Origin of the sequence: Brevundimonas aurantiaca, assembly GCF_014199955.1 — a bacterium.
In the GTDB taxonomy this organism is placed as follows: domain Bacteria; phylum Pseudomonadota; class Alphaproteobacteria; order Caulobacterales; family Caulobacteraceae; genus Brevundimonas; species Brevundimonas aurantiaca.
Genome location: NZ_JACHOQ010000005.1, coordinates 18,836 through 42,049, shown reverse-complemented (window position 1 = coordinate 42,049; position 23,214 = coordinate 18,836). Strand labels below are relative to the sequence as shown.

Annotated in this window: 24 protein-coding genes and 1 tRNA gene; 13 read left to right on the top strand and 12 right to left on the bottom strand. The window is 66.4% G+C overall.

Going from position 1 to position 23,214, the window contains the following annotated elements:
• Positions 1-22 precede the first annotated feature (22 nt).
• Positions 23-211 carry a DUF3008 family protein gene (locus tag GGQ93_RS11200; protein ID WP_152950571.1) on the top strand — a complete coding sequence of 63 codons (189 nt, stop codon included), beginning with the start codon at positions 23-25 and terminating at the stop codon, positions 209-211.
• A 101-nt stretch (positions 212-312) separates the two neighbouring features.
• Entirely contained in the window at positions 313-951 is a 639-nt protein-coding gene (locus GGQ93_RS11195; protein WP_054766982.1) for an exopolysaccharide biosynthesis protein, read from the top strand.
• Between the two features lie 245 nt (positions 952-1,196).
• Here GGQ93_RS11195 and flaF read toward each other — a convergent pair whose 3' ends face one another.
• A complete protein-coding gene (gene flaF / locus GGQ93_RS11190) occupies positions 1,197-1,562 on the bottom strand; it encodes a flagellar biosynthesis regulator FlaF (RefSeq protein ID WP_152950573.1) in 366 nt (121 codons plus the stop codon).
• Positions 1,522-1,944 carry a flagellar biosynthesis repressor FlbT gene (flbT, locus tag GGQ93_RS11185; protein WP_152950574.1) on the bottom strand — a complete coding sequence of 141 codons (423 nt, stop codon included), beginning with the start codon at positions 1,942-1,944 and terminating at the stop codon, positions 1,522-1,524. Before flbT ends, flaF begins: the two co-directional genes overlap by 41 nt.
• Before the next feature lie 157 nt (positions 1,945-2,101).
• Between flbT and GGQ93_RS11180 the strand changes: the two genes are divergently transcribed.
• The 7 genes from GGQ93_RS11180 (at position 2,102) to GGQ93_RS11150 (ending at position 6,407) form a co-directional block, all read left to right on the top strand.
• On the top strand, positions 2,102-2,539 hold the full coding sequence (locus GGQ93_RS11180) for a hypothetical protein (protein WP_183217068.1): 438 nt from the start codon (positions 2,102-2,104) through the stop codon (positions 2,537-2,539).
• A gap of 10 nt (positions 2,540-2,549) precedes the next feature.
• Entirely contained in the window at positions 2,550-2,747 is a 198-nt protein-coding gene (locus GGQ93_RS11175; RefSeq protein WP_183217066.1) for a hypothetical protein, read from the top strand.
• Positions 2,748-2,810: 63 nt separating this feature from the next.
• Positions 2,811-3,671 carry an AAA family ATPase gene (locus GGQ93_RS11170; protein WP_183217064.1) on the top strand — a complete coding sequence of 287 codons (861 nt, stop codon included), beginning with the start codon at positions 2,811-2,813 and terminating at the stop codon, positions 3,669-3,671.
• 56 nt (positions 3,672-3,727) lie between these two features.
• On the top strand, positions 3,728-4,540 hold the full coding sequence (locus GGQ93_RS11165; RefSeq protein WP_183217062.1) for a methyltransferase type 11: 813 nt from the start codon (positions 3,728-3,730) through the stop codon (positions 4,538-4,540).
• 144 nt (positions 4,541-4,684) lie between these two features.
• On the top strand, positions 4,685-5,278 hold the full coding sequence (locus GGQ93_RS11160; RefSeq protein ID WP_054766983.1) for a YfbR-like 5'-deoxynucleotidase: 594 nt from the start codon (positions 4,685-4,687) through the stop codon (positions 5,276-5,278).
• 55 nt (positions 5,279-5,333) lie between these two features.
• Entirely contained in the window at positions 5,334-6,230 is an 897-nt protein-coding gene (locus tag GGQ93_RS11155) for an NUDIX hydrolase (RefSeq protein ID WP_221233686.1), read from the top strand.
• Positions 6,231-6,317: 87 nt separating this feature from the next.
• Positions 6,318-6,407: transfer RNA gene (locus tag GGQ93_RS11150), tRNA-Ser, on the top strand.
• Between the two features lie 125 nt (positions 6,408-6,532).
• Here the strand turns inward: GGQ93_RS11150 and GGQ93_RS11145 are convergent.
• From GGQ93_RS11145 to GGQ93_RS11110, 8 genes are all read right to left on the bottom strand, one after another.
• Positions 6,533-8,359, bottom strand: a complete 1,827-nt coding sequence (locus GGQ93_RS11145; protein WP_183217058.1) for a Ca2+-dependent phosphoinositide-specific phospholipase C — start codon at positions 8,357-8,359, stop codon at positions 6,533-6,535.
• Positions 8,360-8,397: 38 nt separating this feature from the next.
• Positions 8,398-11,373, bottom strand: coding sequence for a TonB-dependent receptor (locus GGQ93_RS11140; protein ID WP_224764383.1), 2,976 nt, complete (start codon positions 11,371-11,373; stop codon positions 8,398-8,400).
• 80 nt (positions 11,374-11,453) lie between these two features.
• Positions 11,454-12,461, bottom strand: coding sequence for a FecR family protein (locus tag GGQ93_RS11135; RefSeq protein WP_183217056.1), 1,008 nt, complete (start codon positions 12,459-12,461; stop codon positions 11,454-11,456).
• Positions 12,462-12,545: 84 nt separating this feature from the next.
• Positions 12,546-13,064: an RNA polymerase sigma factor gene (locus GGQ93_RS11130; RefSeq protein WP_224760962.1), complete on the bottom strand. Its 519-nt coding sequence runs from the start codon at positions 13,062-13,064 to the stop codon at positions 12,546-12,548.
• 151 nt (positions 13,065-13,215) lie between these two features.
• The gene (locus GGQ93_RS11125) at positions 13,216-15,975 is read right to left on the bottom strand and encodes a TonB-dependent receptor (protein WP_183217054.1); all 2,760 of its coding nucleotides are present in this window, start codon (positions 15,973-15,975) and stop codon (positions 13,216-13,218) included.
• Between the two features lie 179 nt (positions 15,976-16,154).
• The gene (locus GGQ93_RS11120) at positions 16,155-16,784 is read right to left on the bottom strand and encodes a DUF1190 domain-containing protein (RefSeq protein ID WP_224764384.1); all 630 of its coding nucleotides are present in this window, start codon (positions 16,782-16,784) and stop codon (positions 16,155-16,157) included.
• Positions 16,785-16,789: 5 nt separating this feature from the next.
• Positions 16,790-17,203, bottom strand: a complete 414-nt coding sequence (locus GGQ93_RS11115; protein ID WP_182713479.1) for a DUF350 domain-containing protein — start codon at positions 17,201-17,203, stop codon at positions 16,790-16,792.
• Between the two features lie 27 nt (positions 17,204-17,230).
• On the bottom strand, positions 17,231-17,878 hold the full coding sequence (locus tag GGQ93_RS11110; RefSeq protein WP_183217052.1) for a YjfK family protein: 648 nt from the start codon (positions 17,876-17,878) through the stop codon (positions 17,231-17,233).
• A 113-nt stretch (positions 17,879-17,991) separates the two neighbouring features.
• Here GGQ93_RS11110 and GGQ93_RS11105 point away from each other — a divergent pair, with 113 nt between their 5' ends.
• From GGQ93_RS11105 to GGQ93_RS11090, 4 genes are all read left to right on the top strand, one after another.
• Complete coding sequence (locus GGQ93_RS11105) at positions 17,992-18,696, top strand: YjfI family protein (protein ID WP_311734598.1); 705 nt, start codon at positions 17,992-17,994, stop codon at positions 18,694-18,696.
• Between the two features lie 16 nt (positions 18,697-18,712).
• Positions 18,713-19,453 (top strand): PspA/IM30 family protein, encoded by a 741-nt coding sequence (locus tag GGQ93_RS11100; protein ID WP_183217050.1) that lies wholly within the window; start codon positions 18,713-18,715, stop codon positions 19,451-19,453.
• A 3-nt stretch (positions 19,454-19,456) separates the two neighbouring features.
• Positions 19,457-20,623, top strand: coding sequence for a glutathionylspermidine synthase family protein (locus tag GGQ93_RS11095; RefSeq protein ID WP_183217048.1), 1,167 nt, complete (start codon positions 19,457-19,459; stop codon positions 20,621-20,623).
• Between the two features lie 68 nt (positions 20,624-20,691).
• A complete protein-coding gene (locus GGQ93_RS11090; protein WP_183217046.1) occupies positions 20,692-21,297 on the top strand; it encodes a biliverdin-producing heme oxygenase in 606 nt (201 codons plus the stop codon).
• A 21-nt stretch (positions 21,298-21,318) separates the two neighbouring features.
• On the opposite strand, the gene GGQ93_RS11085 is transcribed toward GGQ93_RS11090, so the two are convergent.
• Complete coding sequence (locus GGQ93_RS11085; protein ID WP_183217043.1) at positions 21,319-22,608, bottom strand: PQQ-dependent sugar dehydrogenase; 1,290 nt, start codon at positions 22,606-22,608, stop codon at positions 21,319-21,321.
• The gene (locus tag GGQ93_RS11080; RefSeq protein WP_183217041.1) at positions 22,605-23,042 is read right to left on the bottom strand and encodes a DUF2231 domain-containing protein; all 438 of its coding nucleotides are present in this window, start codon (positions 23,040-23,042) and stop codon (positions 22,605-22,607) included. Before GGQ93_RS11080 ends, GGQ93_RS11085 begins: the two co-directional genes overlap by 4 nt.
• Positions 23,043-23,214 lie beyond the last annotated feature (172 nt).

The window sequence follows — 23,214 nt, the reverse complement described above, 5'->3', positions numbered from 1 at the left end:
TTCCGAACGGAAGGAGACGCCCATGCCCGCAAAATCCGCAGCCCAGCAGAAGGCCGCCGGCGCCGCCCTGTCGGCCAAGCGCGGCGACACGCCCAAGTCGGAGCTGAAGGGCGCGTCCAAGTCCATGGCCGAGTCCATGACGGAAAAACAGCTGGAAGACTTCGCCCACACCAAACGCAAGGGCAAACCCGAACACGCGGCCAAGAAATAGCCGGTTCGGCGCGATTCTTCGGCATTGTTGCCGTTCCGTAAGTGGCGGTGAAACCTCTGTGCGCCTAAATGGGCGAACTCCTTTCGCCGAGCCCGCCGCTGATGCCCGCCCAAGACAAGCCGAACGACGACCTGCGGCTCTTCTCCGACGTGATTGAGGAACTGGGCGAAGGCGACGACCCCAAGCTGAAGCTGGAAGAACTGGTCGCCGCTTTCGGCGAACGGGGCTTTGGGGCCATGATACTGATCCTGTCGATGCTGGCCCTGCTGCCTTGGCCGCCGGGCGGCAAGGCGGTGTTCGCCGTTCCCATCATTCTGATGTCGCTGGAGCTGGCCTTTCAACGCAGTTCGATCTGGTTGCCGCGCTGGGCTCTGCGCACCTCGATCAGCCGCCCCGCCTATCGCGCCGGGGTGTCGCGGATCATGAAGACGGTGCGCTATGTCGAGAACCTGACCCAGCCCCGCCTCCCCTTGCTGACGGGGGAGGTCGCCGACACCGTCACGGGCCTCGTCTGCGTCCTGCTGGCGCTGATCATGGCCCTGCCGATCCCGTTCGGAGACGCCCTGCCGGGCATAGCCCTTGTCTTCTTCGCCTTGGGCATGATGCAGAGGGACGGTGTGGCCATTCTTCTGGGCGCACTGGCGACCGGGGCCTGCGGTCTGTACCTGTTCCTCATCTGGCACACGGTGTCAGAGATCGCCCATCACGCGGCCGGATGGTTCTCGGGCGTTCTGCCCTGAACGACAAAAGGGCCGCCGCGTCGCCGCGACGGCCCTTCATTGTCTGACCGCGAACGGCCGGACCGCAACTCAGCCCGAAAGGATCAGGCCAGGCCTCCGACGAGGACCAGGGTCGCGGCCACCGCACGCGATTGATGACAATGAGACACTGGATCACCTCCTTTCGACTGTTGAACAGGGACTCGAAAGGTAAGACGCCTCAAGGCTTTGCGCCAATAGGCTTCGCGATTTCGTGAAGTCGGTCGTCAGGCCGCCTGCTGCGCGCCCGGCGCCAGGCCCTGCATCATCATGCGATTGATGTCGATCAGATCCTCGAACGACTCCTCTCCGCGCATGACCAGTGAAGAGTGGCGATTGACGAACAGGCTCAGCGAGATGATCTGGGCGCGCACGGCCTGAGGCAGGGCATTGGCGGAATCGCCGCAGTCCGCCGCCAGGGCCGACCAAAGACGGCGATTCCAATCCAAGGCGTCAATCCGGGTGGCCAGATCACGCTCATCAGACTTGGACGCCTGGACCAGGGCGCGCGTGACCTGACCGAACAGGCGGTATTCCAGGTCGCGCGGCGTCTCAGCCCGCGTCGCCGCCGCTGCGTACGCCTGAAGCGACATTGAGCACCTTCTCTTCGTAATCGACAATCTTACGGGCGGCCATCAAGGCCTTATAGTATTCGCGTTGCAGCACATAGCGCGAGGCGGCGACACATTCGGCCAAGACGTCCGGGTTCTTGGTCGCCCCCATGAATTCGGTGATGCGGAGGGCCATCTCGTCGTAGAATTTCGACGCCGACGCCTCGTCCAGATACATCATCATGATCGGGAAATAGATGCGGCGCGCAGGGGTCGTGACCTCATCGGCCTGCATGATGTCCTTTTCACGCAAAACACTGGCGCGGTTTTGCAGGATGAGAACGCCGCGACGGTCGCCGTTTTGAACCACCGCGCCGTTCAACACGAATTTTTCGCCGGGTTTCAACGACAGTTTCAAAGCCATTGACGACCGAACTCCTTCAGCAGGTCGGAACCGATCGAAGATGGACCGCCCCTAACGATTCGAAACCTTAAAGGCTGAGGGTTAATCATCCCTTGTTCCCAGCCTGCGCGGAACACCTGCCTCGGGGCGACGTTTCGTCACCAGACAGGAGGCGACCATGCCCGACATGGACTATCAGGACGATCAGGGACAGGCCGAGGTCTTTGACGAAACCCATCTGGACGATGAAGGCGAAGGCGACCTTCTACTGGATGAGGCTGAGCAAATTCTGGACGTGACCCAGGCCGACGGCGACGCCGATGAAGAACCGTTCGACGAGGACGATCTGGATATCGACGATCAACTGGCCTTGGACGGGATCGAGCGGGAGGCGGACGCCCTGCTCGGCATGGACGGCGAGAAAATCAATCAGTCCGACGCCGACAGCAATGATCTGGCGGCCGAGGACGAGATCGAACTGGTCTACTCCGGCCTGATGGAAAACGACCGCGGCGCCCAGGCCAGCGCCGCCCACTGGGAGTCGCGCCGCCTCGACGACGACGACCTCGAACAACTCGGCTACGCGCCGGACGAACCCCGGACGCAAAAGCCTTAAAGGAGCAGACATGCACGACACACGCGCAAAGGATGACGCCTCTACCGACGTCCCCCACGCCAAACGAGTGGAACCCCGACAAGGCAAGCCGGACCAGTTGGAACCCCGCCTAAAGCCGGACGAAGGCCGGGAGGAAGCGCTGGTCGACGAAAGCATTGAGGAGACCTTCCCCGCCAGTGACCCCATCTCGCCCAAACACATCACCTGATCGCTGTTCACGCGACTGATGATCGGCTAACCCGCTTCGTGACATCCACGGAGCGGGTTTTTCATGAGCCGGTTTGAAGGCACTGATCGCTACATCGCGACGGCGGACCTCAAGGTCGCCGTCAATGCGGCCGTGGCCTTGGAACGTCCGCTGCTGATCAAGGGCGAACCGGGAACGGGCAAGACCGTGCTGGCCTATGAGGTCGCCAAGGCCTTCGATGCGCCCCTGATCACCTGGCACGTCAAATCGACCACCAAGGCCCATAACGGACTCTATGAGTACGACGCCGTCAGCCGGCTGCGCGACAGCCAGCTCGGCGAGGCGCGGGTTCATGACGTCCGCAACTATCTGAAGAAGGGCAAGTTGTGGGAGGCTTTCACATCCCCGGCGCGCCCGGTCCTGCTGATCGACGAGATCGACAAGGCGGACATCGAATTCCCCAACGACCTGTTGCAGGAACTCGACCGGATGGAGTTCTATGTTCAGGAGATCGACGAGACGATCCGCGCCGAGGTCCGGCCCATCGTCATCATCACCTCGAACAATGAGAAGGAGCTGCCGGACGCCTTCCTGCGCCGCTGCTTCTTCCACTATATCCGCTTTCCCGACGCCGAGACCCTGGCGGCCATCGTCGACGTCCATTTTCCGGGCATCAAACCGCGCCTGGTCTCGGAGGCGTTGAAGACCTTCTACGAGATCCGCGACACGCCCGGCCTGAAGAAGAAGCCCTCCACCTCCGAACTGCTGGATTGGCTGAAGCTGCTGCTGGTCGAAGACATTGACGCGGAAACCCTGCGCGAAAAGACGCCCAACAAGCTGATCCCGCCCCTGCACGGCGCCCTGCTCAAGAACGAGCAGGACATTCACCTGTTCGAACGTCTGGCCTTCCTGGGCCGCAGAGACGGCGCGCGCCCGGGCGGCTGAGCGGCATTACCGCGATTTCACTGGACCACTCTCTTCGACGGCTCAAAATAGAGACCATGAGCGTTACACCCCCGTATCGTTTGCTGATCGTCGGCGTGGCGATCGTCGGGCTCGGTGCAGGCCTGGTCGCCTGTGACGGCGAAAACGCGGTTCGGATCACCAAGACCACCACGACCAGCGCCTCCCACGACGTAGAGCCCGGCGTGCTCAAGGTAGTCGAAGGTCTGAAATGCCCCGAAACGCTGGGCGTGCTGACGCGCAAGGGCTTTGCTGACCCGGGCGGGGCCGCCTGCACCTACGGCGGCCCTCGCGGCGCGGAGGTGGTGCTCTATCTGGTCAAGCTTGAAGATCGGTCCGCCGAGGACGTGCTGCGCGAATATGAACGCCGCGTCTCGTCGGACATGCCCCAGGCGGCGATGCGTATCGACGCCCGCCAGACGGAAAACGGTACGGAAGAGGCCACTGTCGCCGCGCCCGGCGTGAACATCCAGGCCAAGGGCGATGACGCCTCGGTCAAGCTTCCGGGGCTTCAGATCGAGACCCGGGGCGACAGCGCGAGCGTTCGCATCGCGGGCATCAACATCCAGTCCAAGGACGGCGAAGGCGTCCGCACCGAAAAGAGCAGCGTCAAGATCGACTCTAACGGCGAAACCACCCAGATTCGCACTCAGGCGCCAGGGGACGCCACGCGGGCCAGCTTCATCCTGGCGGACGACGACGTGCCGGCGGGCGCATGGCGTCAGGTCGGCTTCGAGGCGCGTGGGCCCGCTGGCGGCCCGCTCGTCATCGCGACGGTTCGCTCCAAGTCACGGCACGACCGGGTGTTCGAAGCGGCCAAGGATCTGGTCGCCCTGAACGTCGGAGACTGAAATCCACGCCGAAAACAAGCGCCGACGGCCGGACGCCTTGATCCTGACGGCGCTTTGCGTCACCTGACCAGCCCACCAGCGAGCAGGATCGACGATTTGGCCGAGCGCCCCAAGAAAAAGACCGAAGTCCGCGCCTGGCAGCGCATGCTGTCGGGCCGACGCCTGGATCTGCTCGACCCCTCTCCTTTTGACATTGAGATCGAGGACATCGCCCACGGCCTGGCCCGGGTCGCGCGGTGGAACGGCCAGACCATCGGCGAGCACGCTTTTTCGGTGGCCCAGCACAGCGTCGTGGTCGAGGAGATCGCCGCCCACATCAAGCCGGGGCTCGATCCCAAATGGCGCCTCGCCGCCCTCCTGCATGACGCCTCCGAATATGTCATCGGCGACATGATCTCGCCATTCAAGGCGGCCCTGGGGTCCGGCTACAAGGATTTCGAGGCGCGGCTGGAAGCCGCCATCCACGTCCGCTACGGCCTGCCGCCCAAGACGCCCCAAACGATCAAGACCCTGATCAAGAAGGCGGACAAGGCCTGCGCCTATTTCGAGGCGACGCAGTTGGCGGGTTTCAGCGAGAAGGAATCGCTCGGCTTCTTCGGCGCGCCGCCGCCCGGATACAGCCTGACCATAGAGCCCCTGCCGGCCTCTCTCGCCCAGGCGCGCTATCTGGAGCGGTATCAGGTGCTGGCCAAGGCCGTGGGCCTTCTGCCCGCCGACGACGCCTGGCACACGGAATAGAGCTGTGACCGGGCCGACGGATCAGGGCGTGAGAATCGGTCTGTCGGCCGTCGTCATGACGCTGAAGGACCGTCGTGCCGTGGTCCTGACCACCCAGACGGAAGACGGCGTCCGCGCCCTGCCGTTCGGGCCTTTCGACCCGGCGCGGGACCGCACCTTTGAGCGCGCGCTGCGCGACTTCGTGACCGATCAGACGGGGTTCCGGCTCGGCTTCGTCGAACAGCTCTACACCTTCGGCGACGCGGGCCGCGCCTCGCCCCGCGCAGCGCCCGGCCCCGACCAGATGCGCGAGGTGTCGGTCGGCTATCTGGCCCTGACCTCGGAAGCCGCCGCCCCGCCGGCCCATGACGCCCAATGGACCCCCGTCTTCGACATCTTCCCCTGGGAGGATCGGCGTTGCGGCCGATCGACTCTGCAGGGCTCGGTGATAGGCGCCCTTCTTAGCTGGGCCGGGGCGGATGAACGACGCCTGGGCCGCGCCCGGGCCCTCTTCGCCCTGACGCCGGATCATCGCTGGAACGAGGAGCGCGTTCTGGAGCGCTATGAACTTCTTTATGAGGCGCGCCTGGTTGCGGAGGCTTGGCGCGACGCCCGGCAGACGCCGCACGACGTCCCGCCCCTCCCCGGCGCCGTCATGGGCTCCGACCACCGGCGCATTCTCGCCACGGGCCTTGGTCGGCTGCGCAGCAAGCTGAAGTATCGGCCCGTCCTGTTCGACCTGACGCCTGAGTCCTTCACCCTTTCCGAGCTTCAGGCGGCCGCCGAGGCCGTCTCCGGCCTCACCCTGCACAAGCAGAACTTCCGCCGCGCCGTGGAACGCGCGGGCCTGGTCGAGCCCACCGGCCGGATGTCGTCGGCCACGGGCGGCCGCCCCGCCGAGCTGTTTCGATTCAAGGGCCTGGACCCGGAAACCGGCGCCGCGCCCGGCCTGTCGCTGCCGGCGCAAAGATAGGTTCGGATTTCTTTCACAGACAGCTTGCGGCGCCGCCGCTCTGCCATTAGAGAAGCCGCTCGCTCGACCAAGCGACTGATGCGCCGCGGAGAGGTGGCAGAGTGGTCGAATGTACCGCACTCGAAATGCGGCGTGCCTGGAAGGGTACCGTGGGTTCGAATCCCACCCTCTCCGCCATCATCCTGCCGTCCCGAGGCGAGGCGGGCCCCGCCTCACCGAACAGAAGAACTGCATTCGAACACTGCATGTTTCGGAGCCCTGCGCCCAGGGAGCCGCCGGTCTTTCGACCGGCGGGGCTGCCCCTATTGCGCCAGGCTGGCCCGCGCCAACGCGGCCTGGACCTCGGCGCGCGCGGCCTCCATGTCGCGGCGGAAGACGTCCGAGCGTTGTTCCGCGCCGTAAATGACCATGCCCGACAATATGCCGGCCTCGACGGCGCTGTAGCTGTGAGAACCGCAGATATAGCGGCTTTCGGCGAAAGCGCGTCCGCGGGCGTAGAGGGCGTCGGCGCGCTGGGGCGCCAGTTCCGCCAGGATCATGGCCACATGGGCGCCGTGGGCCGAATGGCCGGACGGATAGTCGGGATTGCCGGCCAGATGTTCAGTCTTGGCTTCGCAGATCGGCTGGTCCGTGCCGATATAGGGCCGTTTCGTGCCCCAGTGGGTCTTGGCGTCTCCGACCACGGACCGGTCCTCGCCGGCCCGATCCAGCAAGGCCGTCAGAACCGGCGCGGTCTCTGGCGTCAGCCGCACCCCCAGGGCCTCTGCGAAGTCATCATAGATTTCGCCCGACACGTCCGAGGTCGCCAGCGCCCAACGCGGCGTGCCCTGCAGGGCGCGCGTCTCACGGAACACGCCCTGGTCGGCGACGGCGCGAGGCGAGCCCGGTTCGGGCGGCGGAGCCAGCACCTGGGTCAGATCCGGTCGTTCCGCCGGAGTCAGATAGCCCCGCTCCGTCCCTTCGTCGGTCAGCTCCACGGCGAGCCCGTCGCACCGCTTTTCAGTCCGCAGCAGATTGCAGACAGCCGCCGCGCCCCCGGTCAGCCGCACCTGATAGGCGGGGAAGCGCGGATCCGGCGTCATATAGTCGGTAGACACATACTGCGCCCCGCTGGCGAAGGCGGCGCTGCGCCGAGTCACGTCCCCCGTTCGCGCTTCCAGAGTGTCGGCGTCGGCGCGGGTGCGGACAATGAAGCCGGCGCGGACGGCCGTCTGGATGCGCCCCTGCTCGGCCACTGGATCGTTCAGGGTCAGATAGGCGGCGGCGGGCGAGGTCTCATCGGTGTTGACGAAGAAGACCCGGCCTTCCAGCGAGCGCCGCGCGCCGCGATAGGCGGCGACCTTCTCGGGCCCTTCGTCCAGGGCGAAGAAGACCTTGCCGCGCGCTTCGCCCAGCCTCGGCCAGCCTCCGGCTAAAACCCCTTCACGCAGGGTGGCGTGCCGCCCCTGGACCCGGTCGGGCGTGATCAGGTGATCGGCGTCGAACACCGACCGCACCTCGGCGTCCAGGGCGTCCCAGGCGGCGGCGTCGAAATCCAACGGCGTCGTTCCGCCGGGCATGGAGGGCCCGCCCGTCTTGGCGTTCAGCATGATCAGAATGGGCGCGTGGTCCGGATGGGCGCGCGACCAATCGCGGATCTCCGCCAGACAGGCCACGAAGGTCAGGCAGGTGCTGCGGAAATCGACGTCGGGCATGTGCAGGGTCTTGAAGCCCGGCCGGGCCATGGCTTCCGCGAAGGCGACGCTGACCGGCGCGCCCTGTCCCGGCCGTCCCAGGGCCGACAGGGGATGGGCGTAGCGCCCGCCCTGCGGATCGTTCAGCACGTCGATCTCGATCTGGCGCGCCCCGGCGTCCAGCTGTTCCGTCAGGGGGCGATGCAAATAGTCCAGAGCCACGGCTCCGGGATTGACGGCGATCATGGCCTGAAGTTCGGCGACCGGGATCGGCAGCTTGTAGCTGTTGTGGGCGCCCACCGCCGTCAGATCGTTCATGCCCAGATTGCGATCCATCCAGGCCGGAGCGCAGGGGTCGCCGCCGGCTGTGCGCACGTCGGCTGCGGTCAGGTCGCAGGCCGGCGCCGTGCCCGCCAGAGCGGAGCCGGCCATCAGGGCCGCCATCAGATTGAGCATTGAAATCCTCGCAAGTCACAAGCAGAAGGGAAAAGGGATCACAGGGACCAACGCAGGCTGGCGGTCAGGCTGGGGCCGACGCGGCCCAGCTGGAGCAAGCGCCGCGTGTCGTGTTCGTAGGCGAGGTCGGTCGTATCGGTCAGGTTGGAGGCGGCGACGACCAGGGTGCCGCCGGACCCGATCTCGAACGAGGCCTGAGCGTCCAGATAGCCGGCGGGACCGACGGTGAAGTCGGCCACCCCTCCCCCCTGCATGTCCGCCTCGGACCGGAAGGCGGACCGCCACGACCAGGACAGGCCGATCGCGACCGGCCCCCGTTCGAAGAAGGGATTGATCGAATAGGCCAGGCGCGACACTCCGGCCAGGCTGCGTCCCCCGGGCCCGTGGCCGTCGGTGAAGGTCCCGCTGGCCCATAGTCCGAAGCCGGAGGGAAGCCGCCGATGGAGCCCCACCTCCACGCCCCGGCTGACGGCGCGCCCCAGATTGGCCGGCCGCGACATCATCACCTCGGCCCGCACCAGGGGACCGGCGCGGGTCTCGAACACCAGCATCTCCGGCGCCTCCACCAGCCCAATGAAGTCATCGATGCTCTTGTGGAAGACGGCGAGGCTGAGCGCGCCCTGCGGAAAGCTCCACTCAAACGAGGCGTCGAGATTGGTCGCCATGTAGGGGCTGAGATCCGGGTTCCCGCCGACCCCGGTGAAGATCGAGCCGGGCGACGGGGCGTCGATCTCCGCCTGTCCGCGCTCGTAGATGTTCGAGACGAGGGAGCTGGCGGGCACGGTCGCCAGACGCAGATCCGCCAGCGACGGCCGCGTCATCGTCCGCGACGCCGCGAGCCGCAGTCGCCGACCCTGATCAAGATCGAAGGCGATGTTGAAACTGGGCAGCAGGGCGGTGTCGGTCCCGACCTTGGAGACCGGACGAATGACGGCGCCGCCGCTCTCGCCGGCGTTGAGAAAGGCGCCGTCCACCACCGTGCGCGTCGTCACAAGACGAAGACCCAGATTGCCCGAGAACGGGGCGCCGCCCGCCTCTCCTTTGAAGTCCGTTCGTGCATAAAGAGCCCCGACCCGCTCCCCGACGCGATAGGAGTTCTGCAGATCAGCCCCCGTGGGAGCCAGCGCGTCGGGCCCGACCGCCAGTTCCTCGCTTTCCCTGGGGATTCGAAAGGCCTGCTGAAAGCGGTCGAAGTCGGCGGCGATCCAGGACCCCGGATGCCGTTCGATCAGGGAATCGAACACGTCGTCGGCCACGCGGAACCCGAGAAAATCGGGGGTGACCACGGCGCCCGGCCGAAGCGCGGCCTCGCGGTCGCGTCTCTGGTAATCGCGGGACCGGTCGCTGATCTGTGCGCCGAAGGCGATTTCGGTCAGGACCGTCCTGCCCAGATCGACGGACACAGGACGCCGCAGATCGAGGAGGCCCGTCAGGTCCTCGTCGACGGATTCGATGGCGCGCACGCCCAGACGCTTGAAGGCGAAACTCGCGGGGTCGGTCAGGTCCAGATCGGTCGCAAGCAGGGCCGCCTCGCGGTCGCTCGCCGCTCTGCTGACGTCGAATGCGTAGGACGGGGTTCCGATGGCCCGAGAAGATATCCGCTCCAGCGGCGTATCCAGCCTGGACCGCGCGCGCGACAGGCTGAAGCGCGGCGTCAGGCTCCAGTTGCCCAGCACCAGGTCCGCCAGGGCCGACACCACGATGTTCAGGTGGGCCTGTTCCGAAAACTCCGTGTTGTTGTCGATCGTGCCCGCCTGGATGGAAGCGGCCGTCACCACCCCGTCCGTGATAGAGGCCTTGGCGCCGGGCGTCTCCAGCAGCGCCCCGACCCCATAGGCGATCCGGTCCTCGCGAATGGTGTTGTCGAAGGTGGAGACGAGGCTGTCGAACCGCAGCCTGAGCGAAGGGGAGGCCCGCCACTCTCCACCTAGGAAGAGGCTACGCCTCAGCCGATCCTCGTGCTCGACCGTCGTCCTCACATCGCTGGGGGCGACCGCCGGCTGCCCCTCGACGACGACCGGCGTATAGCGTCCCACCTGAAAACGGTCGTAGAGGACCGACCGCCCCTCCTGGGACAGGCCGCCGACCAAACCCCATGCGCCGCCTTCGGACACGAACCGGCCCGCGAGGGAGACGTCTGTTTCCGGCCGGCCCGTTCGCGCCTCGACGGAGGCGCCCGCCCTGAGGCTCAGGAAAGGATCGCCGTCCAGTCCGCCGATCGTCTCGATGTCGATGTTGGAGCCGATCCCGCCCTCGATCAGATCGGGCGTCGTCGACTTGGTCAGTTGCGCCCCCGCCAGGAGATCGGCCGACAGGGCGCGGAACCGGAACTGCCGACCGCTCTGGGTCGAGTTGCGGATGTTCTCGTTGAAGGCGACCGGCGCTCCGTTCAGGGTCACCGACTGGAACAGCGGCCCCAGCCCCCGGACGCTGACGAACTGCCCCTCGCCCACCTCGCGTTCGATGGCCACGCCGGGGACCCGCTGCAAGGCCTCGGCCAGATTCGCGGCCGGAAGTTCGCCGATCCGGGTCGCGGACGCGCTGTCCAGGATGACGTCCGCCGCCGCCTTGCGTCGCAAGGATTCCTCGATCTGCTCCGACAGCCGCCCCACGACCGTGATCGACTCCAGCTCTGCGGTGGGAACGGCCGGGATCTCGGCGGGCTTTTGGGCTTCCATCCAGACCCGCAGGCCCCGGTCGCCGATGAAACGGTGCCGCAAGCCGGTGCCTTGGAGCATCTGGTCTGCCGCGGCGCGCCAGGACATTTGCCCGCGAACCGCTCGCGTGCGCCGCGCCTCGCCCGTGGGCGTCAGAAAGGCCAGGTCACAGCCCGCCGAAACACAGAGCTGCACCAGGGCGCGACGCGCGTCCTGGGCGGGGATGTCGAAAACCTGCGCCCGCTCCTGCGCCCGGGCGGCCGGGGCCCAGCCGCCGAGGGCGACGATCGCCAGAGCGGCGGCGGCGACGCCTCCCCGTAGCGCATCGAACGGCGTCGATCGTGCGGGCGGTTTCAAGCGAACGGCGCCTTGAGACAGGATAGCGAACAACGAAGACGCAACGCTTAGCGCGCTTGCGTGACAGCTCTGCGATAGACCTATTCGGCGCGGATCAGGACCCGGCCGTCTTCGCCAAGTTCGATCGAGATCGGCAACAGGGCGTCCAGCCGGTCGATCAGTTTCGCCTCGTCCGTCAGGGGCAAAACCGCCGTCACGCGCATCTCGGCGAGGGCGGGGTCGGCGATCACCAGAGGCGCGCCTGCGTAGCGCCCCGCCTCTTCGACCACGACCGACAGGGGCGCATCGTGGAAGACCAGTCTGCGCTCGCGCCAGGCGGTGGCCGCCTCGACGTCGACCCGACGAAGGCTGATGCGGTTGACGCCCCGTTTGAAAACGGCCTGCTGCCCCGGCGCCAGGGCGACGGCGCGCTCCATCGCACGCGCGCGGCCGACGTCCGTCCGCCCTACGGCGACCCGACCCTCCAGCAGAGACACCTCCGCCTGACCCTTCCTCAGCGCCGCCGCGAACCGCGTCCCCGTCACGATGACGTAGCGATCCTCGACAGAGACCTGGAAGGGTCGTTCGACATTGTGGGCGACGTCGAAATAGGCGGCGCCCTGCATCAGGGTCACGCGGCGGGCGTCGCGGCCATAGGCGACCTGGATCCGCGTGTCGGAATCCAGGGTGACGCGCGACCCGTCTTCCAGCGTCACATCCGTGATCTCGCCCGGCGCGCTGGCGTAAACACGACCGGCCGCGACGGCGGGCTCCTGCCCCGCGCCGGGCAGGACCAGAGCGACGGCGGCCACCGCCGCCACCGCGCCTGTCGCCAGGCCGCCGGCGATCAGCATACGTCTCTGGGACACGACATTCCGTCGCCCCCGAAGACGCGCCAGATCGGCCGCAAAGACATCGCCCAACGGCGACAGTTCCGCCACCCCCCTCTTCGCGGCCTCGTACTGGTCCAGATGAGCCTCGTCCGCCTCCAGCCATTCGAGGAAGGCCGCCTGGTCGCGTGCGGAGACGTCCGGCCGTCGCATGCGCGCCAGCCAGGCTTCGGCGGTCAGCGGCCGACGATCAAACAGGGATGTCAGGCGCTGGATCATGCGCAAACAGAACGCTCCGGGACGCGGCGGGGGGATGGGGCGCCGACGCCTTCAAGACTCACAACGACAGTTTCAGCGAACCCCTCAGCCATCGCGTGAAATCTTCAGCTGACGGAGAGCTTCGGCAATGTGTTTTTCGACCATGCTGACCGACACGCCCAGACGTTTGGCGATCTGGACGTAGGTCTGGTCCTCGAACCGGTGCAATAGAAAGGCGTCTCGGGTTCGCGGCGGCAGGGCGCGGATGACGCGGGCGGCCGCAGCCAGATTCTCTCGGCCGATCAGCTGCTGGTCGGCGGCAGGCGCCTCGCTCGCCACGGCGCGCGGCGAAGCGTCGAGGGCGTGGATGTCGTCCGTGCCCCGAACCCCCGTCCGACCAGCGGCCTTCCACCGATCCGCCTGAAGGTTTCGGGCGATGACGAACAACAGGGGGCGGGCGTCCGGCCCCGTCAGATCGTGGCCCGCGCGGTGGAAACGCGTGAAGGCTTCCTGGGCCACGTCCTCCGCGTCCTCGGCCGACAGGCCGCGGCGCTGGACATAGGCCATGAGATCGCGCCGCAGGCCGGCGAAGACCTGATCAAGCGACATGGTCGCCCCGCTCACCTGGACACTCAGACGCGACTAAGCGAAGACGCCCCCTCCTCGCGGAAGGGGCGTCGCGCCGGCCTCTGTCCCGCCGGGTTGGGCCGGGGAAGGCGAAGGACGACGTCGGTCGCCCCCCGCTTTCGACATGAGGTTCGCTTGTGGGAATGGATCAGAACTCCATCCGCAGGCCGAAGTTGATACGGCGTCCCGACTTTTCGTACATGGTCGGGAAGGAGGGATCCATCGTGTATCCCTTGGTCGCCTCGTCCGTGACGTTGATGCCTTCCACATTGAGCTGGAGGCTGTCGGTCACGCGATAGCTGGCCGACAGATCGACCTGGCCATAGCCCTCGCGCGTGATCGGGTACATCTCATAGCCGATGGCTTCGACATACTCGTCCTTGTAGTTGTAGGAGGCGCGGGCCTGCAGCTTGTCGTTCTCGTAGAACAGGGTGACGTTGTAGGTGTTGTCGGCCAGACCAATGGGCGGCGTCGGGATGTCCAGGGTCGACGAGCCGGTCAGCGAGCTGTCCAGCACCGTGTAGTTGGCGTTGATCCCGAAGCCTTCCAGCGGTGAGAAGAACTGGCCGAAGGGCACGACGGCGACCAGCTCCACGCCGCTGACCTCGTAGGAGCCGGGCTCGTTGATCGGCTGATAGACGTCGAAGGTGTAGACGCCGTCGATCGAGCCGTTGGCGTTGTACTTGGTGACGTTCGGCACCGTGCCCGTCAGGGCCTGACGCACCACGCCCTCGATCTCCTTCCAGAAGTAGGAGACCGCCAGCAGGCCGCCGTCGCCCAGATACTGTTCCAGACCGGCTTCCCACTGTTTGGCGTAGGTCGGCTTCAGGTTGGGGTTGCCGTCGGTGAAGCGGAACGAGTTCCAGCTGGCCGTGCGCTTGTAGGCCAGGTCCGTCAGGGCCGGACGGATCAGGGTCTCGGATGCTGCGGCGCGGAAGATCAGGCTGTCGGTCAGGTCGGCAGTGATGTTCAGGCTGGGCAGGACCTTGTCGTAGCTGCCGTCGCTGGACACCGGCTCCGGCGTATAGGTGGTGCCGCCGGTCGGCGTTTGAATCTGGTGATAGCCCGAAGAGGTGATCGAGGTGTCGATGTAGCGGGCGCCGCCGTTGACGGCGACCGGCACCGGTCCCAGGTCGAACTCCAGGTCAGCCATGGCGTAGGCGGCCAGAACCTCTTCCGTCACCTCGTAGTAGTCGCCGACGTTGAAGGGAGTGAAGAAGCCGTCATAGCGGAAGGTGCGACGGGCGTAGTCGTTCGAGACCTGGCTCCAGTTCAGGTCGCGGATGCTGTAGTCGCCGCCGGGCACCAGATCGCCGATCGGCGTCAGTTCGCTCTGCGACATCGGGCGCCCCACATAGTCGACCTTGCCTGCGCCGGAGCCCTGGATGTTCAGCGAACCGTACTGACGCTCCTTGGACTTGTCCGTGTAGCGCGCGCCGACCTGGACGCTCTTCAGCGCCGGGAAGAAGCTGAAGTCGAGGTAATGGGTGAAGTCGATCTGGGCGGCGTACTTGTCGTCGTTGATCTCTTCGTAGGTGGTCTCATACGCCTCGAACAGATAGCGCGAGGGCGAGTTGTACATGTCGATCGAGGCCGGGTTGGCGCTCTGGATCGTCTCGCCGCCTTCGGCCGTCCAGCGCGTCCGCGACGGCGCATAGGCCACGTGCTTCAGGTTGGCGTAGTCCAGGGTCTTCTCGGCGCCGGAATAGCCGGCGATGGCGTGCAGTTTCCAGCTGTCCCCGCTCCAGTTCAGTTCGGTTCCAAACTGCTGGTAGTCGGTTTCGTTGATGCGCTCCTTGCTGAGCATCTCGTGCTGGGTCGCGGTGTAGGAGACGTCGCGCAGCACCACCATGCCGTAGTCGGCCAGGGTTGTGGCGTCATATTCGTGGATCGTCTCCAGGGTCGAGCGGCTGGAGGCCGAATAGGCCGCCGCATCATACTCGTCCTCGGTCGTGTCGTAGCTGCCGATCATGGCGTCGAAGGCCAGGCTGAAGTTCGACGACGGGCGATACTGCAGAGAGACGGTGCCGCCCCACTGATCCTGGGTGTTCAGATAGGCGCGGTCGCCGACCTTGTCCTGGAAGATGATCCGGTTGGTGACATTGGTGTCGGACCGGTTCGGAATGGCGATGCCGGCGTCTCGCAGCAGAACCGCCGCCGCCTGGGTCCCCCGGGCGCCGGTCGAGGTCGCCAGGAAGCGCGACATCGGGCGGAAGTTGATGCCCGATTCCGAGTCGGTGCGGTTGGTGCGGCGGGCCGTCGAGAAGGACACCAGGGCCCCGAAGTCGCCCCAGGTGTCGCTGGCCAGGAAGGCGATCTTGGGATCGATCTCTTCGGAGATGGAGTTGTAGGCGCCCTCCACCGAACCGACGACCCGGCGACCGGCGTAATCGAACGGACGGGCGGTCGAGATATTGACCGAACCGGCGATGCCGCCTTCTTCATCGGCGGCGCGCGGCGACTTCTGGACCGTCACCTGCTGGATGATTTCCGAGGCGAAGATGTCGAACTCGACGTCACGACCGCCGCTGCCCGAGGCGGTGGCCAGGCCGTTGATGCTGACGAAGGTGAAATCGCTGGGCAGGCCGCGCACGTTGACGCGCTGGCCCAGGCCGCGGTTGCGTTCGATGGTGACACCTGGGATGCGCTGCAGCGCCTCGGCTAGGTTCTGTTCGGGGAAGTTGGCGACGTCGGTGGCGACGATGGAGTCCGAGAAGCCGACCGTCTTGCGCTTGATGTCGACCGCCTCTTCAAGGCTGCGGCGATAGGAGCCGGTGACGACGATCTCGTCCAGAGTGGCTGTGGCCTGGCTCGCGACGGCGGCCGGTTCGGCGGTCTGCGCCAAGGCGACGAACGGCGTTGCAGCGACCACGGCGAAGGCCGTCGTGCCCAGAATTCGGTTCTTCATGTGAGTAGCCCCCAGTGAGTTCTAGGCGCTTCAACGACGGGCTCTCAGGCCCCCTCAATGTGTGACAGGCCTTTTCATTCAAACTTCACGGCCCTGTCGCGTTCGACCTTCTCACACAAGCAAAACGGCCCGCAGGCGCAACCTGCGGGCCGTCGTCCGATTCTGGCGAAGGGACGAGTTCAGCCGCCGAAACTGCGCCCCCCGCCGCCGAAGCCGCCGCGCGAGACGACCGTGGTCCGGCTCTGTACCCGCGTCGGCGCCTGCTTCACGACATCTCCGTTGTCGCGCGTCGTCACCATCCGACCGGTCCGGTAGTCGCGATAGGCATAGCCGCCGCCGTATCCGTTCACATAGCGGTCCTCGCGATCCCGATACAGCGGACCCCCGCCATAGTATCGCCCGCCGTCCAGCATCTGGCCGATGACGAAGCCGGCCAGCAGCGGGGTGAAGAAGGATCCCCCGCCCTGATTGTTCGGCTGGCACTGCGATGGGCCCCATTGGCCCTCGCACTCCTCGCGCGTGGCGTAGCGTGGAGCAGTCCGCGCCGCATCCTCCTGCGCCTTGGCCAGGGCAGCGTCGCACTGGGCGTCGGGTATGACGTCGGCGGTCCGACACTCATCCAGCGAGGCATAGACCAGCGCCGGCTCGGCCTCGGCCCGCGGGGCTGGAACGTCCGGAGAATCGCAGGCCGCCAGCGTAAAGCCGGCCGTGGCCATCAGGCTTCCGATGTGCAGGACACGCGACCGCTTCAGCCGTCGCATCGTCCTTGTCTGGGGCAGATCGCCCGATCCATTGTTGTGGTCGGTCATGGCGGTCACGAGGTCATGCAGGCGGCGTTTAGCAGGCCGACACAGATCGAGATGGAGGCCAGATAGACAGCCGCCGCGATCTCGCCCGCCTCGATCCGGGCCACCAGATTGCGGAAGGCCAGGCGGCTGATGGTGACGAAGACCACGATCTGGATCACCCCGGCCAGCAGGGCCCAGGCGGCGAACTCGGCCAGGCTGACCGTATGGGACAGGGCCGAGGCCAGCGGCAGGACATAGCCGATCAGGGCGCCACCCAACGCAATGGCGGCGGCCGTATTGCCCTGCCGGATCAGCGTATGCTCGTGGTACGGCGTGACCCACTGGTAGAGCAGCTTGAACGCCAGGGTGAAGCCGCCCGCTACGGCGAAGGCGATCAGAAAGGCGATCGCACCTTGCTGAAACAGGAACCAGTCGAACATTCGGTCTTCCCCTCTTTAAACACGCCCTCAGGCGCGGAACTCGGCCATTTCCAGCGGAATGCCGATCATGATCTCATGCGTCGTCTCGCCGCCCTCGGGCTGCTGCTCCAGGGCGATCATCAGTTCGCGCCCGCCCGCCAGCTCCCGCGCATACAGCATACAGGTCTGGAAGATCCTGGCGTAGGGCTTGGTCGCGGTCCGGTCGTCCCAGACGGTCTCCCACAGGGTGACCGGCGGCTGGATCGCGTCGCTCTCGGAGAACCAGAACCGCGGATAGTCGGGCAGGTCCTCGGCCGCCCCGTGGAAGACCGGCGCCGACAGCCGGTCGCGCCAGACCCGCCGTTCCCGCTCTCCCGGCGGATAGGCCGAGGTCCAGGGCACGAACAGGCTGAAATCATAGTTCTCCAGCCCCGCCTCGTCGTCACTCATGGCCTGAAGCATGACGTGGTCGTCGGTGTAGAAGCGATGGACGAACTGGCCGCTTTCCAGACTGATCAGCCCCTGAGCCGAGATGTCGAGCACGTCGCGATCCAGTGCGAAACGGGTCTCTTCGCCCAGCCGCCGCCAGGCCAACGGGTCCAGCGACACGGTCCGACCCACGGTGATGTTGCGCACCGCCGCCAGCTTCGATGCGGGCTCAGCCTTGTTCGACGATCCGAAGAGTTTCTTGAACATGGCGACTATCTAGGCCCCATGGACGCCAAGGGCGAGCCTCGGACGCAAGAGCGACGGAACGAAGCGGTTCATACGCGCAACCTCTGCCCGATCTTGCATCATGTCAAGCGTTCATGTTACACGTTTCATGTAACGCCATGCCCAGCCGCACCCCGCACTCTTCCGCCGCCAACGACCGCATTCGCGCGTGGCGACAGGCGCGCCGGGAAGCGGGCCTCGTCAAGCTGGAGCTCTGGGTGCCGGAGGCCGCGCGCGACGACGTCAAGGCCGCCGTCCGCGCCATCGTCACGGACTCCACCCGCGGCCCGGAGCTTGCCGGGCGCCGCCGGATCCCCACTTCTGACCCCATCACCCCTGGAGACGACCACCCTATGGACGCCGTGATCGAAACCCCCTGGACCGTGCCCGCCATCAAGGCGGCGCTGGACCAGTCCCCCCTGGTGCGCGAGGGCGAAATGACCCTGCGCGTGCTGGAGGGGGCGGACCCCGTACTGCTGGCCACCATGCATGAATACGGCGACCTGCCGGTCTATCTCAGCGTCGGGGGCGCCCAGATCGTCTGTTCGGTCCTGCTGTGGCCGGTGTCGGAACAGACCGATCGCCATGCCTTCAACGAGTTTCTCCTGAAGGCCCAGCGGGTGGTGCCCCTGTCGAACTTCGCCATCACCAACGTCGGCGGCGAGGACGTGTATGAGTTGATGGGCGAGCTGTCGTGCAAGACGACGCTCCAGACCATACTGATCGAACTGCGCACCCTGGCCGAGAATGCGATCGACGCCACCGAACTGCGCGAAACCTTCGGCGCCGAAGCCGCCTGATCCGAAAGACCCGACCATGTCCATGCTCAGAAAACTCTCCGCCCTGTTCCGCGGCACGGCCCATGATGCGGCCCAGGGCGTCGTCGACGCCAACGCCCTGAAGATTCTCGATCAGGAAATCCGCGACGCCGACAACGCCCAGGGCAAGGCGCGCGACGACCTGGCCGGCCTGGTGGCGCGTCGCCGCATGGCCGAAAACGAGATGGCCAGCTTCCGCGACCAGATCGCCAAGTACGAAAGCTCGGCCCGCACCGCCCTGGCCCAGGGCAAGACCGACCTGGCCCGCGAGGTCGCCGCCCGCATCGCCGAGCTGGAGGTCGAGATCACCAGCCGCAGCCCGTTGATCGAGGACATGAAGACGGCCGAGACGCGTCTGCGCACGGCCATCGCCGCCACCGACCAGAAGATCGAGACGCTCCGTCGCGAGATCGACATCGTCAAGGTCAATGACTCAGTCCAGCGAGCCCAGACCTCGGTCGCCCTGAACTCGGCCGGCGCCCATTCGCGCATCGGCTCGGCGGCGGACAGCCTGCAACGGATCAAGCAGCGCCAGGCCATCCAGGAAGAAAAGCTGAACGCCAGCCAGGCCCTGGAAGATCGCCGCACCGGCGCCGATCTGGACGCCAAGCTGCGCGAGGCCGGCATCCTGCCCGGTCATTCGTCGGCCGACGATGTCCTGGCCCGCCTCAGCCAGCCGGAAGTGACCGTGGTCACCCCCCGCATCGGCCAGGCCACACCCGACAAGGACCCGGCCTGATCCATGGAGCGTCTGCGGTTCGATCCCCGCCCCGACTGGGAAGCCACGGCCGAGCGCCTGGGCTTCACCTGGCGCCACATCAACGGCGAGATCTACTGGGACGAGACGGCGGCCTACGCCTTCTCCATGGAAGAGGTCGAGGACGGGATCGAGGCGCCGACCGCCGAACTGCACGGCCTCTGCCTGGAGCTGGTGGAGGAGGCCGTCCAGTCCGAGCGGCTGATGGAGCAGTTGGATATCCCCGAGCCCATGCGGGACTATGTGGCCGCCAGCTGGACGCGCGGGGATCCGTCCCTCTACGGCCGCTTCGACTTCGCCTACGACGGCCGGGGTCCGGCCAAGCTTTACGAGTACAACGCCGACACCCCGACGAGCGTCTACGAGACGGCCGCCTTCCAGTGGCTGTGGCTGGAGGATCAGATCCGGGCCGGCGTCCTGCCCGCCGACGCCGACCAGTTCAACAGCCTCAGTGAAAAGCTGATCACGCGGTTCCGCACCATTTTCCCGAACGGCGGCTTCGTCCACTTCAGTTCCGACGCCGACTTTGTGGAAGACCGCCAGACGGTGCGCTTCCTCGAAGACCTGGCCCAGCAGGCCGGGCTTGAGCCCCAGTTCGTCGCCATCGACCAGATCGGCCTGAACGCCGACGGCCGGTTCGTCGATCACGAGAACTGGATCATCCAGGCGATGTTCAAGCTGTATCCCTGGGAGCAGATGCTGCGCGACGACTACGCCGCCCCCCTGCCGACCGCCGATGTCCGGGTGCTTGAACCCGCCTGGAAGAGCATCCTGTCCAACAAGGCCATCCTGCCCCTGCTTTGGGAACGCCACAAAGGCCACCCCAATCTGCTGGAGGCCTATTTCGAGGGCGATCCGGCGCAGGCTGCTCTCGGGAATTCCTACGTCCGCAAGCCCCTGTTCTCGCGCGAGGGCGCCAATGTCGAACTGATCGACCGGGGCGTCAGCGCGGAAGCAGTCGTGGACGGCGGCTACGGCCAGGGCGGTTTCATCCGTCAGGCCCTGCACGACACCCCCCGGTTCGACGACGCCCATGTCATCGTCGGCTCCTGGGTGGTCGGCGACGAGCCGGCGGGCATGAGCCTGCGCGAGGACGCGGGCCGGATCACCCGCGACACCTCACGCTTTGTCCCGCACTTCATCCGTGACTGAGGCTCAATCGAAAACAGCGATCGGCCCGCGCAACCACTCTCAGACCCACGCCTGGATGGCAGCTGCTGATGATCGAAACTGAGACAAGCCGAGCCAAAAGACTGAAGGCGGCGACGCAAGGCGTGCATCAGGGCCTGGACGAAGCCGTCATGGCCGCCCGCCCCTTCGAAAGTCGCGCGCGATATGCGGAGTTTCTGCGAATTCAGCAGATATTCCATCGCGACGTGGCGGCCCTCTATAAGAACGAGGCTCTGACGGCCCTGATCCCGGATCTGGCCGCGCGGCGAAGGTATGACGCGGTGATCGCAGACCTTGGCGACCTGGAGGCCGAACCCGGCGTCGAGTCTGACAGACCCGTATTTGAGGATCAGATCGCCGACATTCCCACCGCGCTGGGCTGGCTTTACGTGGCGGAAGGATCGAATTTGGGCGCGGCGTTTTTGCTGAAGGCGGCGGCCGGCCTGGGCTTGTCAGAGGCGTTCGGCGCCCGGCATCTGGCCGCCTCTCCGGACGGTCGCGCCAACCAGTGGCGCAGCTTCACCGCCGCCCTGGACGCGGCGGAGATGACGCAGGCTCAAGAGGATCGGGCAACGGCCGGCGCCACAGCCGCCTTCGCCCGCGTGCGCGCCCTGGTGGAGGCGCACCTCGGACCGGATCAGTCGGCGGCGGCCTGAACCCCGCCGACCGTCTCCGCCTTATTGCGGCGCGACCCGCCAGACGGTGTTCGACAGATCGTCGGCGATCAGCAGGATGCGACGTTGAGGGTCGAAGGTGACGCCGACCGGCCGTCCCCTCGCCTTGCCGTCCTTGATGAAGCCCGTAGCGAAATCGACGGGCTGTCCCGCCGGACGACCGGCGTTGAACGGCACCCAGCTCACCTTATAGCCGGACAGGTCCTGGCGGTTCCAACTGCCGTGCTCGCCGATGAAGGCGCCCTGGCTGAAGGCGCCGCCGAAACCACCGTTGGTGGCGAAGCTCAGGCCAAGGGCCGCGACATGGGAGCCCAGGGCGTAGTCGGGCTTGACCGCCTCGGCCACCTTGTCCGGCCGCTGCGGATGGGCGCGCGGATCGACGTTCTGCCCCCAATAGCTGTAGGGCCAGCCGTAGAAGGCGCCGGGCCGCACCGAGGTCAGATAGTCGGGAGCCAGTTGCGGGCCCAATTCGTCGCGCTCATTGACCACGGCCCAGAGAGCGCTGGTGGTCGGCTCAATCGCCAGGGCCGTCGGATTGCGGATGCCGCTGGCGAGGATGCGGTGGGCGCCGGTCTGCCGGTCGATTGCCCAGACCACGGCGCGGTCCTGCTCCACCGCCATGCCGCGCTCGCCGACATTGCTGTTGGATCCGATGCCGACGTAAAGGGTCTGGCCGTCGGCGCTGGAGGTCAGTGACTTGGTCCAATGGTGGTTGATGGCCGAGGGAAGCTCGGTCAGGACCGCGCCGGGCGCTGTGATCCGCGTCTGTCCAGGCTGATAGGGAAAGCGCAGCAGGGCGCCCTGCTCGGCCACGTAGAGGGCGCCGTCCACGAAGGCCAGGCCGTAGGGCGCGTCCAGATTGTCGATGAAGGTCGTGCGGAGTTCGGCCTGTCCGTCTGCGTCGGCGTCGCGCAGCAGGGTGATCCGATCCCCGCCCTTCACGCTGCTCTTGCCCTTGGCCTTGATGAGGCCGGCGATGACGTCCTTGGGACGCAGCTTGGGCGCATGGCCGCCCGACCCTTCCGCCACCAGAATGTCCCCGTTCGGCAGAACAAGAATCTGGCGCGGAATCTTCAGGTCGGTCGCCAGGGGCGTGATGGCGAAGCCAGCGGGCACGGCGGGCCGGTCGCCGTTCCAGCCCACCGGCTCGGCGATCTTCATCGGTGGAACCAGGGTCTGGTTCTGGGCCGGTAGATCGGGATTGGGACCGGTCTGTCTGAGGTTGGGATCACTGCGGCTGCAAGCCGTCAGGGCCAGGAGCACGGCGGTCGCGCCGAGAAGGTGTCTGATCATCGTGCAATCCCCCGAACCGGCGCGGCGCTATAGGCGAACCACCCTGCGACAAGGACGAAGAGGGTGGACAGGACAGACAGGGTCAGGCCCAGGGTCCCGACCGAGCTCCATGCGTCCTGGCTGTGCTTGAAGGCGTTGATCAGGCCGCAAAGCCAAGCCAAGGCCAGGGCGACCACATAGATCAGGGTCGCCAGCCGCTGAGGGGTGCGCCAGGCCAGGACCAGCTGGACGATCGCCCACAGTCCTGCGACGCCGCCGAACACCAAGGCGCCGACGATCAGCCAGGCCGAAAAATTCGACCACTGCATCTCAGCGGTCCGCAGATAGGCGATGTCGCTGATCAGGGCCGAGGTGAACAGGGCGATCGGAAAACACAACAGTATGGCGTGGAGTGGATTGTGGGCGGGGCGCTCCGACCCTGTGGCGGCGATCATCGACCTTCAATCTCCTCGTCCGGCCTTCGTCTGTCCGAGCCCAATCCTCCATTGCGGGATTTGGTTTCATCAGATCATCGGGGGAGCGCGGGCCTTGGCGGAAATGCTGTCGCCGGCGCCATCATCTCCGCTACACAATCCGAGATTAAGCCGCGCTCGGTCCGCGACGCTT

Bases quoted from the DNA above. Each gene is read 5' to 3' on its own strand.
- GGQ93_RS11200 (WP_152950571.1), top strand. From the start codon at position 23: ATGCCCGCAAAATCCGCAGCCCAGCAGAAGGCCGCCGGCGCCGCCCTG.
- GGQ93_RS11195 (WP_054766982.1), top strand. From the start codon at position 313: ATGCCCGCCCAAGACAAGCCGAACGACGACCTGCGGCTCTTCTCCGAC.
- flaF (WP_152950573.1), bottom strand. From the start codon at position 1,562: ATGTCGCTTCAGGCGTACGCAGCGGCGGCGACGCGGGCTGAGACGCCG.
- flbT (WP_152950574.1), bottom strand. From the start codon at position 1,944: ATGGCTTTGAAACTGTCGTTGAAACCCGGCGAAAAATTCGTGTTGAAC.
- GGQ93_RS11180 (WP_183217068.1), top strand. From the start codon at position 2,102: ATGCCCGACATGGACTATCAGGACGATCAGGGACAGGCCGAGGTCTTT.
- GGQ93_RS11175 (WP_183217066.1), top strand. From the start codon at position 2,550: ATGCACGACACACGCGCAAAGGATGACGCCTCTACCGACGTCCCCCAC.
- GGQ93_RS11170 (WP_183217064.1), top strand. From the start codon at position 2,811: ATGAGCCGGTTTGAAGGCACTGATCGCTACATCGCGACGGCGGACCTC.
- GGQ93_RS11165 (WP_183217062.1), top strand. From the start codon at position 3,728: ATGAGCGTTACACCCCCGTATCGTTTGCTGATCGTCGGCGTGGCGATC.
- GGQ93_RS11160 (WP_054766983.1), top strand. From the start codon at position 4,685: ATGCTGTCGGGCCGACGCCTGGATCTGCTCGACCCCTCTCCTTTTGAC.
- GGQ93_RS11155 (WP_221233686.1), top strand. From the start codon at position 5,334: ATGACGCTGAAGGACCGTCGTGCCGTGGTCCTGACCACCCAGACGGAA.
- GGQ93_RS11145 (WP_183217058.1), bottom strand. From the start codon at position 8,359: ATGCTCAATCTGATGGCGGCCCTGATGGCCGGCTCCGCTCTGGCGGGC.
- GGQ93_RS11135 (WP_183217056.1), bottom strand. From the start codon at position 12,461: ATGATCCAGCGCCTGACATCCCTGTTTGATCGTCGGCCGCTGACCGCC.
- GGQ93_RS11125 (WP_183217054.1), bottom strand. From the start codon at position 15,975: ATGAAGAACCGAATTCTGGGCACGACGGCCTTCGCCGTGGTCGCTGCA.
- GGQ93_RS11120 (WP_224764384.1), bottom strand. From the start codon at position 16,784: ATGACCGACCACAACAATGGATCGGGCGATCTGCCCCAGACAAGGACG.
- GGQ93_RS11115 (WP_182713479.1), bottom strand. From the start codon at position 17,203: ATGTTCGACTGGTTCCTGTTTCAGCAAGGTGCGATCGCCTTTCTGATC.
- GGQ93_RS11110 (WP_183217052.1), bottom strand. From the start codon at position 17,878: ATGTTCAAGAAACTCTTCGGATCGTCGAACAAGGCTGAGCCCGCATCG.
- GGQ93_RS11105 (WP_311734598.1), top strand. From the start codon at position 17,992: ATGTTACACGTTTCATGTAACGCCATGCCCAGCCGCACCCCGCACTCT.
- GGQ93_RS11100 (WP_183217050.1), top strand. From the start codon at position 18,713: ATGTCCATGCTCAGAAAACTCTCCGCCCTGTTCCGCGGCACGGCCCAT.
- GGQ93_RS11095 (WP_183217048.1), top strand. From the start codon at position 19,457: ATGGAGCGTCTGCGGTTCGATCCCCGCCCCGACTGGGAAGCCACGGCC.
- GGQ93_RS11090 (WP_183217046.1), top strand. From the start codon at position 20,692: ATGATCGAAACTGAGACAAGCCGAGCCAAAAGACTGAAGGCGGCGACG.
- GGQ93_RS11085 (WP_183217043.1), bottom strand. From the start codon at position 22,608: ATGATCAGACACCTTCTCGGCGCGACCGCCGTGCTCCTGGCCCTGACG.
- GGQ93_RS11080 (WP_183217041.1), bottom strand. From the start codon at position 23,042: ATGATCGCCGCCACAGGGTCGGAGCGCCCCGCCCACAATCCACTCCAC.